Below are 14,711 nucleotides of genomic sequence, written 5' to 3'. Positions count from 1 at the left end.
ATCGCCCAACCGTGAGGACTTGGCGAGCTCAGATGACGCGGCCGTTGCGCGCCTCCCAGGCCGCGGCGGCGCGCTGGCCGCGGGCCTGGTCGACGAACAGGCAGATCAGCATGGCGACGATGAACAGCGCCGCACAGAGCAGGATCGAGGCCTGCAGCCCCACCACCGTCTGCAGCAGCCCCAGGGCAATGATGCCGAACACCCCGGCAAGCTTGTTGGCCAGTCCCCAGAAGCCGAAGAATTCGGCGGCCTTGCGTGTCGGCGAGAAGAGCCCGACCAGGGCACGGCTGGCAGACTGGCTGGAGCCCAGCGAGAGCCCCGCCAGGCAGCCGACGAAGAGGAACAGGTGCTGGGCCTCCCAGTCGAGGCCGAAGCGTGCATTGAGCAGCGTGGTGACCTCCGGGGTGGCCCAGATAGCAAGGATCGCCGCCACCCACAGCACCAGGGTGAACTGGTAGGTAAGCTTGGTGCCGATGCGGTCCTGGATGAAGCCGAAGCCCAGCGCCCCTGCCGCCGCGGTGATCTGCACGATGATGAACATCAGGTTGCGGATCGGCTCGTCCCAGCCGATCACCTGGGCGCCGTAGATGAAGGCGAAGGCGATGATGATGTAGACCCCGGCCATGGAGAACAGCAGCGACACCAGGAAGGTGGCCAGGTCACGGAAGCGCTTGAGCTCATGGAGGGTCGTCGAGACACGCTCGATGGCGATCTCGCGATAGGGCTTGCCGGCCGGCTGGGGCGTGCCGCGTTCCTTCACCCACAGGAAGGTGGGGATGGCGGTGATCAGGAAGAAGCCGGCGGCGAAGGGCCCCACCCAGCGGATTCGTTCGAAGTTCTCCGCCGTGGCCTCGCCCAGCACCACCAGGGTGAAGCCCGCGGCGAAGAGCCCGCCGACGTAACCCAGAGCCCAGCCGAAGCCGGAGATCTTGCCCAGGTCCTCCGGCGGCCCGAGGTCGGGCAGGAAGGCGGCGATGAAGGACTCGCCCATGGAGTAGGCGTAGTTGGAGACCACGATCAGCAGCAGGCCGAGCACCACATAGCCCGGCGCCACAAAATAGAGCATGGCGGTGGCGGCCACGGTGGCCAGGTAGCTGGCGAACAGGAAGCGCTTCTTCTCCGCCCGATAGTCCATCACCGCCCCGCACAGCGGGCCGGTGACAACCACCAGCAGGTAGCTCACCGCCAGCGCCAGGCTCCACAGGAAGTTGGCCAGCCGGTAGTCGCCGCCGCGCTCGCCGACGATCACCGTGGTGAACAGCTCGCCGAACACTACGGTGATGATCAGCAGGGTATAGGCCTGGTTGGCGAAATCGAACATCGCCCAGCCGACGATCTCGCGGCGCGAGGCACGGCTCCTGGCGGGCAGCAGGCTGTCGGTCGAGCTCATCGCAACGTCCCTGTGGATAGCGGCCCCTCACCATAGCAGCCCGCCCCCGATCGAGCGAGATGACGCTAGCGCAGCAGCGTGAGCACCAGGGCGATGCCTCCCACCAGCAAGGCGATGATCACGGCGGCATCCACCAGGCGATCGAGCCAGCGATCGAAGCGGGCGCCGCGGGCAGCGGGCACGCGCCGTCGGGTAGCCCCCCGACGGCGACGGTCACCTGCGATGGGAAAGAGAGACATGGCGGAAGTCCGATTTCACCATTTATCCCCAAAGCTTACGACCTCCGCCGCCGTCGGGCCAGCGCCTAGATGCCGTCGCGACGATTGATACGCCGATTGACCACGCTGGGAGCCCGGCGCAGCCGCTCCTCCTCGGCCAGCTGATCCGCCTCGAAGGCATCGGCACCCACCGGGGTCTCGCCATGGCGGCGATAGAGCTGGGTGAGCATCGCGCGGCGATCGGCGCGCAGCTCGCGCACCAGCACGATCACCATGCCGTAGAGGATGAAGGTAAAGGGCAGCGCCGAGAGTACCGAGGCCGCCTGCAGCCCGGAGAGGCCCCCGGCGGCGATCAGCGTCAGACAGATCGCCGCGATCAGCACGCCCCAGGTAACTCGCTTGTAGAGCGGCGGGTTGATGGAGCCGTTGTCGGTCATCTGGGCGACGATATAGGAGGCGGAGTCCGCCGAGGTCACCAGGAAGACGAAGATCAGCATCATCGCCACCACCGAGAGCACCCCCGAGAAGGGCATCAGGTCGAACATCTCGAACAGCGCCACGGTGATATTGGCCTGGGTGGCCGCGGCAAGGCCCACGTCACCGCCCAGCTCCATGTTGAGCGCCGCACCGCCGAACACGCCGATCCACAGGCAGGCCAGCAGCGGCGGCACGACCAGCACGCCGAACACGTACTCCTTGATGGTACGACCACGGGAGACACGCGCCACGAAGGTGCCCACGAAGGGCGACCAGGCGATGACCCAGGCCCAGTAGAAGATCGTCCAGCTGCTCGCCCAGGTGTTGTCGCTGTAGGGCGAGATGCGCAGGCTCATGCCGATGAAGTTCTGCAGGTAATCGCCGATCCCCAGGGTGATGGTCTCCAGTATCGCCAGCGTCGGACCGGTGAACAGCACCCACAGCATCAGGCCGATGCAGAGGATCATGTTGAGGTTGGAGAGCCGCTTGATGCCCTTGTCCAGGCCCGACCAGGTGGAGGCCATGTAGGCCAGGAACATCACGAAGAGGATGATGAACTGCCACAGTACCGACTCGGGCAGGCCGAACACGGCGTTGAGGCCGCCGTTCATCTGCAGCACGCCGAGCCCCAGCGAGGTGGCCACCCCCATCACCGTGGCGACCACGGCGAAGATGTCCAGTGCCGGCGCGTAGCGGCGCGCCCCGGGATGCTTGGCGGTGACCGAGGAGAGCACCGAGGAGACCAGGCCGGCCTGCCCCTTGCGGAACTGGAAGTAGGCGATGATCAGGCCCACCACCGAGAAGGCTGCCCACTGATGGATGCCCCAGTTGAAGTAGCTGTACTGGATGGCGTAGCGAGCCGAGGCCTCCGTCTGCGCAGGCACGTCGCCGTAGGGTGGCTCGATGTAGTGAAACATCGGCTCGGCCATGCCGTAGAACACCAGCCCCACGCCGAAGCCCGCGGCCAGCAGCATGCTGATCCAGGAGAAGAAACTGAAGCTCGGCGTGCTGTCCTGAGGCCCGAGGCGAATCTTGCCGTACTTGCTGAAGGCCAGCACCAGCAGGAAGATGACGAAGCCGAACACCGAGAAAAGGTAGAACCAGCCGAACATTCGGGTCACGCTGCCGAGAGCGGTGGTGGCAATGTTGCCGAACCCCTCCGGGAAGGCGGCGCCCACCGCCACCAGGGCGAGTATGATGATCGTCGAGACGGTAAAGACCGTCTTGCCTCCATGATCTGCCATCTAATGGTTCCTGCTGTCCAGAATTTGTACAAGAATGATACCAGCCTGAAGCAAGCCAGACAGGTGGCATTGGCGCTGCAGCACACTTGTACGCACGTTGACACACCACTGCAGAGGGCGAGACAGAGAGATGCAAGACGAGAGATAGTGCCAGACGGTGCAAGGGGCATTGCATCCGGCGGGGAACGCCCCCATCAACATCTCTCAGCAGGCTAACTATTCACCCGTCCCAATCGGAGCCGTCATGTCTCGTCTCGCCGATACTCCCCTTTCCGTTCTCGACCTGGCCCCGATCCGCGAGGGTGGCAGCGCCGCCGACAGCTTCCGGGAGAGCGTGGCCCTGGCCCAGCAGACCGAGCGGCTCGGCTTTACCCGCTTCTGGCTCGCCGAGCATCACGGCATCGAGGGCATCGCCAGTGCCGCCACCGCGGTGCTTATCGGCCATGTGGCCGGGGCCACCCAGCGCATCCGCGTGGGCAGCGGCGGCATCATGCTGCCCAACCACCCGCCGCTGGTGATCGCCGAACAGTTCGGCACCCTGGAGACGCTCTATCCCGGGCGCATCGACCTGGGCCTGGGCCGTGCCCCGGGCTCCGATGGCGCCACCATGGCGGCGCTGCGCCGCGACCCCTATGCGGGAGTGGAAGACTTCCCCCAACGCCTTGAGGAGTTGCAGGGCTTCCTCGGCGACGAACAGCCCGGCCAGCGGGTGCGGGCGGTGCCCGGCCAGGGCACCCAGGTGCCGATCTGGCTGCTCGGCTCCAGCGGCTACAGCGCCCAGCTGGCGGCGCGCCTCGGCCTGCCCTTCGCCTTCGCCGCCCAGTTCGCGCCTGGCTACCTGTTCGAGGCGCTGCGCCTCTACCGCGACAACTTCCGCCCCTCCGAGGTACTCGAGCGCCCCCATGCCATGGTCGGCCTGCCGGTGGTCGCCGCCGAGACCGACGCCCACGCCGAGTACCTGGCCACCACCTCTCAGCAGAAGTTCCTGGGCATGATCCGCGGCCGGCGCACCTGCGCCAGACCGCCGGTGGAGCACCTGGAGATGACGCCCATGGAGGAGGCGCAGCTGCAGCAGTTCCTCGGTGCCGCCATCGTCGGCGGCCCCGAGACCGTGCGCCAGGGGTTGGAGAGCTTCCTCGAGCAGACCGGCGCCGACGAGCTGATGCTCAATACCGACGTCTATGCCCTGGAGGACCGCCTGAGAAGCTACGAGATCGTGGCCGAGGTGTGGAAGGGCTAGCCTGAAAGGAACGAACCTGCCTTCTGGCCTTCCAAGAGGCAGCACATTTCGCGGCGCACCGACGCCGCCCCTCAGGAGAGTCAGATGCCCGATTCCCAAGGTCCCCACCGCGACCCCCGCCAGAATCCCGCCTGGCGCGCCGCCCAGGCATGGCAGCAGCGCGCCCGCCAGAGTCAGGGTGGCGGCCTGCTCGACAGCCTCAAGATGCTGCTCGCCTGGCTGCTGTTCAGCACCCTGATGATCGTGGCCATGGTGTTCGGCCTGATCTTCCTGCTACTGGGCTGGGCACTGATGCCGCTGCTGCGCCACCGGCTGAAGAAGCGCATGGAACAGATGCGCGCCGAACAGGCCGAGGACGTGGACGGCGGCAGCTTCCACTATCAGGAAACCCGTTATCGGGAGACGCACACCTCCAGCGGCAGCCATCGCGAGCAGCAGGTACTGGAGGGGGATTATGAAGTCAAGAGCGGTGAGTCCCGGGAAGGAGAGCACAAGGATCCCGACCGCACCTGAACGAAAAGGCCCGCCAACACGGCGGGCCTTCAGGGTAGATGAAACCTTGCAAACTCAATGGCTGCCCAACGCCTCCAAAGTACCGGCATTGGGACAGAAGTCGCAGGCCTCGGGCTCCGGCCCATCCGCGAGCACCCGGGCGCAGCGCGTCTTGTGGGGGCATAGACTGCAAACCCGCTCGAGATCACGCTTCACACCATTGCCGACAACCAGGGGTGTCATGGGATCGACCCCGTGGACTTCCCAGCCGGAGTGCACCCCCACGGCACCGCCGAACTGCACAGGCAACTCGACGCCGGCCAGGCGCCGCCGGGCCTGCTCCAGGCCGATGGCCCAGTGGGCCACCTTGACACCGAAGGTGATGGGCAGCGCCTGCTGCATCAGCGTGCGCCCCACCATCGCCGTGCCGGCATGGGCCTCCATCAGCGTGATGGCGGCGATGCGGCAACGCACCAGCAGGAGATCCAGTGCCGCCAGGCGCGGTTTCAAAAGCAGCATCAGCGCCGAGTCCACCACGTCCTGGCTGGTGGCACCCTGGTGGAAGTAGCGCTTGAGCTCATCGGGCAATGCCGCCCGCCCCTGCTTGACGAAGGGGATCGCCGCGTTACCGCCGCTGGCGATGCCCGCGGCGATGGCCTCCACATCGAAGGCGTGCGCGGCGAGGATATCGCGCATCTGACGACTGGCCCCGGCGGGCACGGCACCGCGCGCCTCCTGAACCTCCGCCAGGCCCAGCTCGAAGGTCAGCATGGCCTGGACCATACTCTCTGAATCGGTCTCGGCGAGTGCCGACTGGCTCATGAAGGGGTGCTGCAGCAAGGAGGCAGGCATGGTGATCTCCCGGTTTCAGGGGGCTGAGAGCTGGGCCAACCGACGAAAGCCCAATACCGTACAAGTGTTCGCGATTCGAACGCTATGCTAGATTGGAGACACACCATGAGCAACTCAGCAAGCCCTTGATGGAACGCCGATGACACCCGAGGAAGAGGTTCTCAGTCCCGATGATCGTGACTTCGTCACCGCCCTGGCCAGCGGGCTGGAGGTGATCCTGGCCTTCGACGAGGCGCATCCGCGGATGACGCTCAGCGAGGTCGCCGCACGCACCGGCATGAACCGGGCCCGCGCCCGGCGCTTCCTGCTGACCCTCCATGCCCTGGGCTATGTGCGCAAGCAGCAGCGCGTCTTCGAGCTGGCCCCCAAGGTGCTGCAGCTCGGCTATGCCTTCCTGTCCAGCAACAACTACCGCAGCGTGATCCAGCAGGTTCTGGAAGATATCACCCGGCAGTGCGGCGAGTCCTCCTCGCTGGGCGTGCTCGACGGCGAGGAGGTGACCTACGTGGCCCGCTCCTCCTCACGCCACCGGCTGATGGCCATCACCCTGTCGGTGGGTACCCGCCTGCCCGCGGCGCATACTTCCATGGGCCGGGTACTGCTGGCCCAGCTGCCGGATGAAAAGCTGGACGCCTGGCTGGAGCATGCGGTGCTGCAGAGACATACCGACAAGACCATCACCGACAAGGACGAGCTGAAGGCCTGCATCCTCGAGGTTCGTCGCCAGGGCTATGCCATCGCCGACCAGGAGCTCGACTCCGGCCTGCGTTCCATCGCGGTACCCGCCTTCGATGCCAACGGTCACCTGCTGGGTGCCATCAATATCAGCACCAATGCCGCCCGGATCGATCACGATACCCTGATGCAGGAGTACCTGCCGCTGCTGCAGCAGAAGGCACGCGACATTCGCACCACCATCAGCTGATATGCCAAGGAAAGCCTCGTGCTGGAGATACTGACGATCACGCTGCCGATCTTCCTGCTGATCGGTGCCGGCTTCCTGGCGGCGTTTTCCGGGTTGGTGAGTCGCGACAACATGCAAGGCATCGCGACCTTCGTGATGTACTTCGCCCTGCCCTCGCTGCTGATCCGCGCCCTGACCGCCACCCCGCTCGAGGAAGCCCTGAATGTCGGCTACCTGCTGGCCTATGGGCTGGGCTCGGTTCTGGTATTCGCCGTGGGACTGACCCTGTCGCGCTGGCGCGGTCATTCACTGGATGCCGCGGCCATCCATGCCCTGGGCATGTCGGCGGCCAACAGCGGCTTTATCGGCTATCCGGTGGCGGTGATGGTCATCGGCGCACCGGCGGCGATCTTCATGGCGCTGAACATGGTGGTGGAGACCATGCTGATCATCCCCGTGGCGCTCACCCTGGCCGAGGCCAGTCGTCACAATGGCGGTGGGTTTTCCCGGGTCGTCCGCAAGACACTCGCCAGGCTCTCGCGCAACCCGGTGCTGATCGGCCTGCTGATCGGCGTGACCCTGGCCCTGACCGGCTGGCAACTGCCTGGCCCAGTGAGCCAGTCCGTCGACATGCTTGCCGAGGCCGCCGGGCCGGCCGCACTGTTCACCATCGGCGGCATGCTGCATGGCCTCAAGGTACGCGGCATGGCGGCCGACATGGGGCAGGTCGTGATCGGCAAGCTGCTGCTTCACCCCCTGGCGGTACTGGCCTTCTTCCTGCTGCTGCCCGATGCGGATCCACTCATGATCGCCGCCGGCCTGCTGTTCGCCTGCGCGCCGATGATCAGCGTCTACCCGCTGTTCGGCAAGCAGTTCGGCCAGGGCGACACCAGCGCCGCGGCACTGATGGTCGGCACCCTGGCCTCCTTCCTCACCATCAGCCTGATGATCTGGCTGCTGACCCTGTTCGGCCTGCTGCCTCTCTAGGCGGCCGCCTGCATCACCGCCTCCAGGGCGGCACGATAGCCCTGGCTGCCGAGGCCGGCGATCACCCCGTCGGCACGCAGCGAGACGTAGGAGTGGTGGCGGAAGCTCTCGCGCTTGTGCACGTTGGAGAGGTGTACCTCGATGACGCGGCCCTCGAAGGCGTTGAGGGCATCGAGGATCGCCACCGAGGTGTGGGTGAAGGCCGCCGGATTGATGATTATCGCCGCGGTACCGTCGAGGCGCGCCGCCTGGATAAGGTCGATCAGCTCGCCCTCATGGTTGCTCTGGCGGCAGGTGATCTCCCAGCCCCCCAGCGCTGCCTGCTCGTACAGGCTGTTGTTGACGTCTTCCAGGGTCTCGTGGCCGTAGATCTCCGGCTGGCGGGTACCCAGCAGGTTGAGGTTGGGGCCGTGGAGTACCAGTACCTTGTTCATGCGATGCAAGATTCCTTTTTGATCAATCCTTGGGATTTACGTCCTGTTCCGCCGGTTCCAGCAGCCGCTGCCAGGCCTCGATGACCACCCGGCGATGCTCCTGGAAGGCCTCGTTGCGGCCGAGGGCCGGCTCGCGGGTGAGCGAGGCGCGGTGGGCGGCGCTGCGCAGGGCCAGGTAGGCCTCGCGCAGGCGCTGGCACTCCCGGGCCGGCAGCCGCTCGGTGGTTTCCAGGGTCTCGAGGATGCGCATGTTGTCGCTGAAGGCCAGCAGCTCCGGGGTCTCGTGGCCCATGGCCAGCACGGCATACTGGCAGAGGAACTCGAGGTCCACCATGCCGCCGGGGTCGTGCTTGAGATCGAACTCCCCCTCCCCGCTCTTGCCAGCCAGGTGGTCGCGCATCTTTTGGCGCATCTTCACCACCTCCTCGCGCAGTGCCTCGACATCGCGCTCACGGCCGAGGATCTCGCGACGCACGTCAGCGAAGCCCTGGGCCAGCCGCGGATGCCCCGCCACCACCCGGGCCCTCACCAGCGCCTGGTGCTCCCAGGTCCAGGCCTCGCGGCGCTGATAGTCGGCATAGGCACTGAGCGAGGTGACCAGCAGCCCGGAGTTGCCCGAGGGACGCAGTCGCATGTCCACGTCATAGAGGGTGCCGGCCGGCGTCACCGCGGTGAGCAGGTGGATGATGCGCTGCCCCAGGCGGGTATAGAAGACGCCGTTGTCCAGCACCCGCTTGCCATCGGTCTCGCCCTGGGTGGCGCCATCGTGGATGAACACCAGGTCCAGGTCGGAGCCGTAGCCCAGCTCGATGCCCCCCAGCTTGCCGTAGCCGACGATCAGGAAGGCGGGTTCACGGTCGGCGCGTCCGCCGTCGGCCAGTTCGGGGAAGCCGTGCTTGCGGGTCAGGTGCTTCCAGGCCATGGCCAGCACAGCCTCGAGGATCACCTCGGCGATATAGGTGAGATAGTCGCTCACCTTCATCAGGTGGCGGGTGCCGGCGATATCCGAGGCGGCCACGTGCAGCGTCTGGGCGTGCTTGAAGACCCGCAGGGCCTCGAGCTGGGCCTCCTCGTCCTCCTCGGGGATCCGCGCCAGGGCCTGGCGCAGCTCATCGGCGAGTCGCGACTTGTCGGCGGGAGTGTAGAGGGTCTCGGGGGTGAGCAGTTCATCGAGCAGGATCGGGTAGCGCGCGATGTGTTCGGCGATCCATGGGCTCGCCGCACAAAGCGTCATCAGGTGGCCAAGGGCGTCGGGATTCTCGCGCAGCAAGGCCAGGTAGGCGGTACGCCGCAGTACCGACTCGATCAGCGGCAGCACTCGCTCCAGGGCGGTATCCGGGGTGTCGCTGGCCGCGACGGCATCCAGCAGCAGCGGCAGCAGGGCCTCCAGCCGCTCGAAGCCGATGCGCTGCATGCCCTGTACCTGCCGGGAGTGATAGAGCGTAGCCAACCGACGCGCCGCGGCGGCGGGATCGGCGAAGCCGGCCTCCTCCAGCAGCGCCGTCCCCTCCTCCTCGTCGAGCTCGCCGCGCCACAGCGCCCGCCACTGCTCCAGGGGAATACCCCCGGCGGTTGCCTCGGCGACCTCCTCCACCTCCTCCTCGGGCTCGGCGATCACCGCGTCGAAGTGGCGGCGTACGCGGGTGCGGGCCTCGTCGAGGCAGGCCATCAGGGCCGGCCAGTCCTCCATGTCCAGTGCCAGGGCGACCCGTTCACGGTCAAGCTCGTCAGCGGGCAGGCTCTGGGTCTGGCGGTCCTCCAGGGCCTGCAGGGCGTGCTCCAGGTCGCGCAGGAAGACGTAGTCGGGGAGCAGCTCATCGACCACTTCGGCGGGCAGCAGGCCGAGTTCGGGCAGGCGCTCCAGGGCGCTCTTCAGGGAAGTCACCTGCAGCTCGGTATCGCGCCCCCCGCGGATCAGCTGGAAGGCCTGGACCACGAACTCCACCTCGCGGATACCACCGGGACCGAGCTTGATATTGCCCTCCATGCCCTTGCGACGCACCTCGCGGTTGATCATGCCCTTGAGCTCGCGCAGCGACTCGATGGCACCGAAGTCGAGGTACTTGCGATAGACGAAGGGGCGCAGCCCGGCGAGCAGCTCGGCGCCGGCATCCAGGTCGCCGGCCACCGGGCGCGCCTTGAGCATGGCGTAGCGCTCCCACTCGCGCCCCTGATCCTGATAGTAGCCCGAGAGCGAGTTGAAGCTGCCGACCAGCGGGCCGCCGTCGCCAAGCGGGCGCAGGCGCATGTCGACGCGGAACGCGAAGCCGTCGGCGGTGACCGCATCCAGGGCACCGATCAACCGCTGCCCCAGCTTGGTGAAGTACTCCTGGTGCTCGAGGGACTTGCGGCCACCCTCGGTCTCGCCGTTCTCGGGGAAGGCGAAGATCAGATCGATATCCGAGGAGAGGTTGAGCTCACCGGCGCCGAGCTTGCCCATGCCCAGCACCACCAGGCGCTGCTCGCTGCCATCGCGACGCGGCGCGGGGCGCCCCCAGCGCGGCTCGAGGAAGCGTTCCAGCCAGGCCAGTGCCGCCTCCAGGCAGGTCTCGGCCAGCCGCGATACCGCCGCCGAGGTGGCCCACATGTCGATGCCTTCCGGGCGAGTCAGATCACGCCACACGATGCCGACCATGCGCGCCCGTCGGAAGCGACGGATGGCGGCGTGCATGGCCGCCTCGTCCTCGGCCTCCTCGAGGCGTTCATCGAGCCAGCCGCGCATGACCTCGGCATCCGGCACGGCATCCAGCTCACCATTGGCGTCCAGGTGCAGGAGCCAGTCGGGATAGCGCACCAGCGTCTCGGTCACGAAGTCCGATACCGCCAGGACCCGGGCCAGCTGCTCACGACGCGGCTCGGCGAGGCCCAGCCAGTCTTCCAGCGGAGAGTCACGGTCGGTCATCTCCGCCAGGTTCTCGGCCTGGCCCAGCGCCTCGGCCAACCGCACCCGGGTTCGCTCCAGCGGCGCCTTGAGGGGCTCTGGAATATCGATCAGCGGCAGAAAGTCATCGGGCAGGGGCATGGGCGTCTCGCATCCGAATTGGCGAATACCCCCAGCATAGCGAAGCGGGGCCCCTGCTGGCATCCGCCATGACGGCGTATCAGCCGAAGAATTTCTGTCCCAGCAGCAACAGCCAGGTCAGGCCGGCCAGCAACAGCGACAACATGACGGCGGCGGAGCCGAGGTCCTTGGCGCGCCCGGAGAGCTCGTGACGTTCGGGACCGATACGGTCCACGACACTCTCGATGGCGCTGTTGAGCAGCTCCACGATCAGCACGATCGCGCAGCTGCCGAGCAGCAGGATCCACTCCACCGGCCCATCGCCGACCCACCAGACCAGCGGCAGCAGCAGCAGGCAGAGGGTCAGCTCCTGTCGAAACGCCGACTCGTGGCGCCAGGCGGCCTTCAGCCCCTTCAGCGAGTAACGGGTGGAGTGCACGAGGTGACGCCAGCCGGTATGTCCGGGTTTCATCGTCGATTCCTTGGAGTATTGGCCAGGCCGCTCAATGGTTGTCGATCATCTGCTCGAGGTCCAGCGCCAGGGGATCCAGCACCTCCGGCCAGCTCAGGTAGGGGGTGCTGCCCGTGCCGTTGACCAGCACGCTGAAGGCCCCCCAGCGCCCGCTGGCGGTGCGGAAGTAGCCGCTCACGGCACGCACCGTCACCGGCTGGTTGAGGGTGCCGGTCTTGAGCATCACATGGCGCTGGAAGGTATCGGAGCCTCGCCGGATGAAGCGCATGACGCCATTGGCCGGGGACTGCAGGGTCGCCGCGAAACTGGGGAACAGGGAGGGACGGTGGTAGAGGCTATCCAGCAGCGCATTGGCACCGCGGGCCGAGGTGCGGTTCTCCGGTGTCAGTCCACTGCCGCTGAGCAGGGTCACCGGCCCGTGGTCCGGGATGCCGGCCACGAAGGCCTCGATGGCGGCTCCGCCTGAGCGCAGGTCGGCGCGGGGCGTCTCCACCAGGTTCAGGGTCAGCATGTCGGCCATGTAGTTGTTGGAGTAGTGCATGGCGCGCAGCAGCAGCTCCTGCAGCGGCTTGCCATCCACGGCGGCCAGTGTTGCCGCAGCGGGTGGCGGAGACGCCTGGGTGGTATCCGCCCCGTCGGTGACAGTGATCCCCGACTGGTCGAGCATCGCCAGCAGCGTCAACGCCATCTGGTCGGCAGGATCGGAGCTGGCCCGGTAGATATCACGCGGGTGGGCATTGGTAGAGATCTGGCCGCTGAGCAGCATCACGTCACGCCCGTCGCGGGTCACGCGCTCGGCGCTGATCTGGGTGCCGCTGTTGTCCGGGCGAGTCACCACGCGGTTGTCGATGGCCAGGATGGCCGCCTGGCTATCGCAGCCGATGACATTCGCCGGTTCGCCGGGCGCCTCCGCCGGAGCCACGTTGACGCACCAGTTGCCATAATTGACCCCGGCCGAGGAGAGCAGCGCACTATAGGCGTGACGGGTACGCTCGCGGGCCTCGCAGCGGTCGGTGGTGATGCACTCCACCGGCCCGAAGCGCCACTGGCTGACCAGCAGCCTGCCGCTCACCTCACGCACCCCCGCCTGGTACAGCCGCTGCACCAGGCGCCACAGATCTTCGGTGGTCAACGCCGGTTCGCCACCGCCATCGAGGATCAGGTCGCCATGCAGGACACCCTCGGCATCCGGACGCGCCTCGCTGACCAGCCGCGTGGTGAAACGGTGCTGCGGGCCCCAGCGATCAAGAGCCGCCGCGGCCAGGTAGCTCTTGCTCACCGAGGCGGGGGATAGCTGTCGCTCCGGCTCGATGGCCGCCAGGACGCTATCATCATCCAGCAGCCGCGCCTCGGCACTGAGATGAAACCCCTTGTCGGTCAGACTAGAGACGCTATCGAAGCCGGCTGCCTGTACGGGCATGGCGAGAGTCAGCGGCAGGATGAGGGCAGCAAGGCGAAAAAGGCGGCGCATGGCAGGGCTCGTTCAAGGAGGTTGTGTTGTGTCGTGGGCGTCAGTGGGCCGAGACGGAAGAGAACAGCTGAATCACTGCAACGCCACCGATGATCATGGCGATCCCCAGGAGTGCCGGCAGGTCCGGCTTCTCGCCATAGAGCACGACGCCCGCCACGGTCACCAGCACGATGCCGAGGCCCGCCCAGATCGCATAGGCGATGCCCACCGGGATGGTGCGTAACACCAGAGCCAACAGATAGAAGGCCAGAGCATAACCCACCACCACGGTCACGCTCGGCCACAGCTTGGTGAAGCCCTCCGAGGCCTTCAGGGCGGTGGTACCCACCACCTCGGCGACGATCGCCAGGGCCAGGTAGACGAATGCCATCAATGCTCTCCTTGCTCTGCGGGAACCAGTGCGGGATCGGGCGAAAGCTCGGCCACCAGCCGCCACAGCGGCTGACCGCTGACGTGGTACTTCCTCTCGAAGGGCGTCAGGTAAGTCTCGCCGGGAATGTGAGGCTCCACGGCCGCCTCCACCCCGGTGGCCTGCTGCAGCGCCAGGCAGAACTCCTCCAGATAGAGCCGCCAGTTCGAGCGCAGCTCCAGGCGACCGCCCAGAGCCAGGATGAAGGGCAACACCGGGTGGCCATGCCAGCGCAGCTTGAGAAGCGACGCCTTGGGATAGGGATTCGGATAGAGCAGGTAGTGACGAGCCGGCCGCCAGCCTGCCCGGAAGGCGAGTCGCCAGAAATCCACCAGATCGGCGCGTACCAGCAGCGCATTGTCGGGCAGTGGACCGTGCTCCCGAGTCAGCCGACTGTCGCTGCGATCGACGCCGATCACCGCATGGTCGGGAAAGGCCTCCGCCAGCCGGCGAGTGGAAATGCCCACTCCGCAGCCGGCATCCAGGATCAGCGGCATGTCGCTGCGCGCCTCTCGCCAGCGCGCAGCGGAGGCGAAGGCCTCATGGGTGTGCTCGGCGACCGGCTTGCGCCACGGGTGCTGCAGGGCCCGCGCCACGCGCGCCTCGAGCCCCTGGTGCGGACCCGCCTGGTTGGTGACGATGCGGCGAGAAGTGGCTTGCATGACGACCTGCTGCGACGTGAAACGAGCGCTGATTCTACCAGCCCCACCAGGCCGCCGCATGACACCCCGAACGCAAAAAGCCCCGACCATCTCACGATGCTCGGGGCTTTTCTCAATAAGTGCCTGACGATGATCCGGGCGGCGCTCCGCTACTCTCCATGGGGAGACCCCTGGAACGACGAAACCCCAGCCATGGGCTGGGGTTTCTGAATAAGTGCCTGACGATGACCTACTCTCACATGGGGAGACCCCACACTACCATCGGCGCTGAGCGGTTTCACTGCTGAGTTCGGCATGGGATCAGGTGGTTCACGCTCGCTATGGTCGTCAGGCGAAAAACGGTGATTCATGCTGACACGACACGTCTCTTGCGTATCCGGCGTCGTGGGTCATCACAGACCCCTTGGGTGTTATATGGTCAAGCCTCACGGGCCATTAGTACCGGTTAGCTCAACGCC

14 protein-coding genes and 1 rRNA gene are annotated in these 14,711 nt (G+C 66.6%); 4 read left to right on the top strand and 11 right to left on the bottom strand.

The features are described from left to right. Window positions 1-28 precede the first annotated feature (28 nt). From GRB96_RS03410 to GRB96_RS03405, 3 genes are all read right to left on the bottom strand, one after another. Window positions 29-1,390, bottom strand: a complete 1,362-nt coding sequence (locus GRB96_RS03410; protein WP_161430520.1) for an MFS transporter — start codon at window positions 1,388-1,390, stop codon at window positions 29-31. Window positions 1,391-1,455: 65 nt separating this feature from the next. Then, window positions 1,456-1,629, bottom strand: coding sequence for a hypothetical protein (locus tag GRB96_RS15520; protein WP_170293766.1), 174 nt, complete (start codon window positions 1,627-1,629; stop codon window positions 1,456-1,458). 65 nt (window positions 1,630-1,694) lie between these two features. Further along, entirely contained in the window at window positions 1,695-3,329 is a 1,635-nt protein-coding gene (locus tag GRB96_RS03405) for a BCCT family transporter (RefSeq protein WP_161430518.1), read from the bottom strand. Between the two features lie 244 nt (window positions 3,330-3,573). Between GRB96_RS03405 and GRB96_RS03400 the strand changes: the two genes are divergently transcribed. Both GRB96_RS03400 and GRB96_RS03395 read left to right on the top strand, forming a co-directional pair. After that, the gene (locus GRB96_RS03400; RefSeq protein ID WP_161430516.1) at window positions 3,574-4,569 is read left to right on the top strand and encodes an LLM class flavin-dependent oxidoreductase; all 996 of its coding nucleotides are present in this window, start codon (window positions 3,574-3,576) and stop codon (window positions 4,567-4,569) included. 84 nt (window positions 4,570-4,653) lie between these two features. After that, entirely contained in the window at window positions 4,654-5,082 is a 429-nt protein-coding gene (locus tag GRB96_RS03395; protein ID WP_161430514.1) for a hypothetical protein, read from the top strand. A 54-nt stretch (window positions 5,083-5,136) separates the two neighbouring features. Here GRB96_RS03395 and GRB96_RS03390 read toward each other — a convergent pair whose 3' ends face one another. After that, on the bottom strand, window positions 5,137-5,913 hold the full coding sequence (locus tag GRB96_RS03390; protein ID WP_161430512.1) for a lyase family protein: 777 nt from the start codon (window positions 5,911-5,913) through the stop codon (window positions 5,137-5,139). Window positions 5,914-6,052: 139 nt separating this feature from the next. Between GRB96_RS03390 and GRB96_RS03385 the strand changes: the two genes are divergently transcribed. After that, window positions 6,053-6,838 (top strand): IclR family transcriptional regulator domain-containing protein, encoded by a 786-nt coding sequence (locus GRB96_RS03385; RefSeq protein WP_161430511.1) that lies wholly within the window; start codon window positions 6,053-6,055, stop codon window positions 6,836-6,838. A gap of 18 nt (window positions 6,839-6,856) precedes the next feature. After that, window positions 6,857-7,804, top strand: a complete 948-nt coding sequence (locus tag GRB96_RS03380) for an AEC family transporter (protein WP_161430509.1) — start codon at window positions 6,857-6,859, stop codon at window positions 7,802-7,804. On the opposite strand, the gene aroQ is transcribed toward GRB96_RS03380, so the two are convergent. From aroQ to rrf, 7 genes are all read right to left on the bottom strand, one after another. Then, complete coding sequence (gene aroQ / locus GRB96_RS03375) at window positions 7,801-8,238, bottom strand: type II 3-dehydroquinate dehydratase (protein WP_161430507.1); 438 nt, start codon at window positions 8,236-8,238, stop codon at window positions 7,801-7,803. The two genes, GRB96_RS03380 and aroQ, sit on opposite strands and share 4 nt — an antisense overlap. A gap of 22 nt (window positions 8,239-8,260) precedes the next feature. Then, complete coding sequence (glnE, locus tag GRB96_RS03370; RefSeq protein ID WP_161430505.1) at window positions 8,261-11,260, bottom strand: bifunctional [glutamate--ammonia ligase]-adenylyl-L-tyrosine phosphorylase/[glutamate--ammonia-ligase] adenylyltransferase; 3,000 nt, start codon at window positions 11,258-11,260, stop codon at window positions 8,261-8,263. A 79-nt stretch (window positions 11,261-11,339) separates the two neighbouring features. Next, window positions 11,340-11,711 (bottom strand): diacylglycerol kinase, encoded by a 372-nt coding sequence (locus GRB96_RS03365; protein ID WP_161430502.1) that lies wholly within the window; start codon window positions 11,709-11,711, stop codon window positions 11,340-11,342. Window positions 11,712-11,742: 31 nt separating this feature from the next. After that, window positions 11,743-13,182, bottom strand: a complete 1,440-nt coding sequence (gene dacB / locus GRB96_RS03360) for a D-alanyl-D-alanine carboxypeptidase/D-alanyl-D-alanine endopeptidase (protein ID WP_161430500.1) — start codon at window positions 13,180-13,182, stop codon at window positions 11,743-11,745. 40 nt (window positions 13,183-13,222) lie between these two features. After that, a complete protein-coding gene (locus GRB96_RS03355; protein ID WP_205743475.1) occupies window positions 13,223-13,555 on the bottom strand; it encodes a DMT family transporter in 333 nt (110 codons plus the stop codon). Next, window positions 13,552-14,253: a tRNA (guanine(46)-N(7))-methyltransferase TrmB gene (gene trmB, locus GRB96_RS03350; protein WP_161430496.1), complete on the bottom strand. Its 702-nt coding sequence runs from the start codon at window positions 14,251-14,253 to the stop codon at window positions 13,552-13,554. Before trmB ends, GRB96_RS03355 begins: the two co-directional genes overlap by 4 nt. A 216-nt stretch (window positions 14,254-14,469) precedes the next feature. Next, window positions 14,470-14,585, bottom strand: a 5S ribosomal RNA gene (gene rrf / locus GRB96_RS03345). Window positions 14,586-14,711: the final 126 nt, after the last annotated feature.

Source organism: Halomonas alimentaria (assembly GCF_009902005.1).
Classification (GTDB): Bacteria; Pseudomonadota; Gammaproteobacteria; order Pseudomonadales; family Halomonadaceae; genus Halomonas; species Halomonas alimentaria.
The sequence above is the reverse complement of the archived record's forward strand: the minus strand, read 5'-3'. Positions and strand labels throughout refer to the sequence as shown.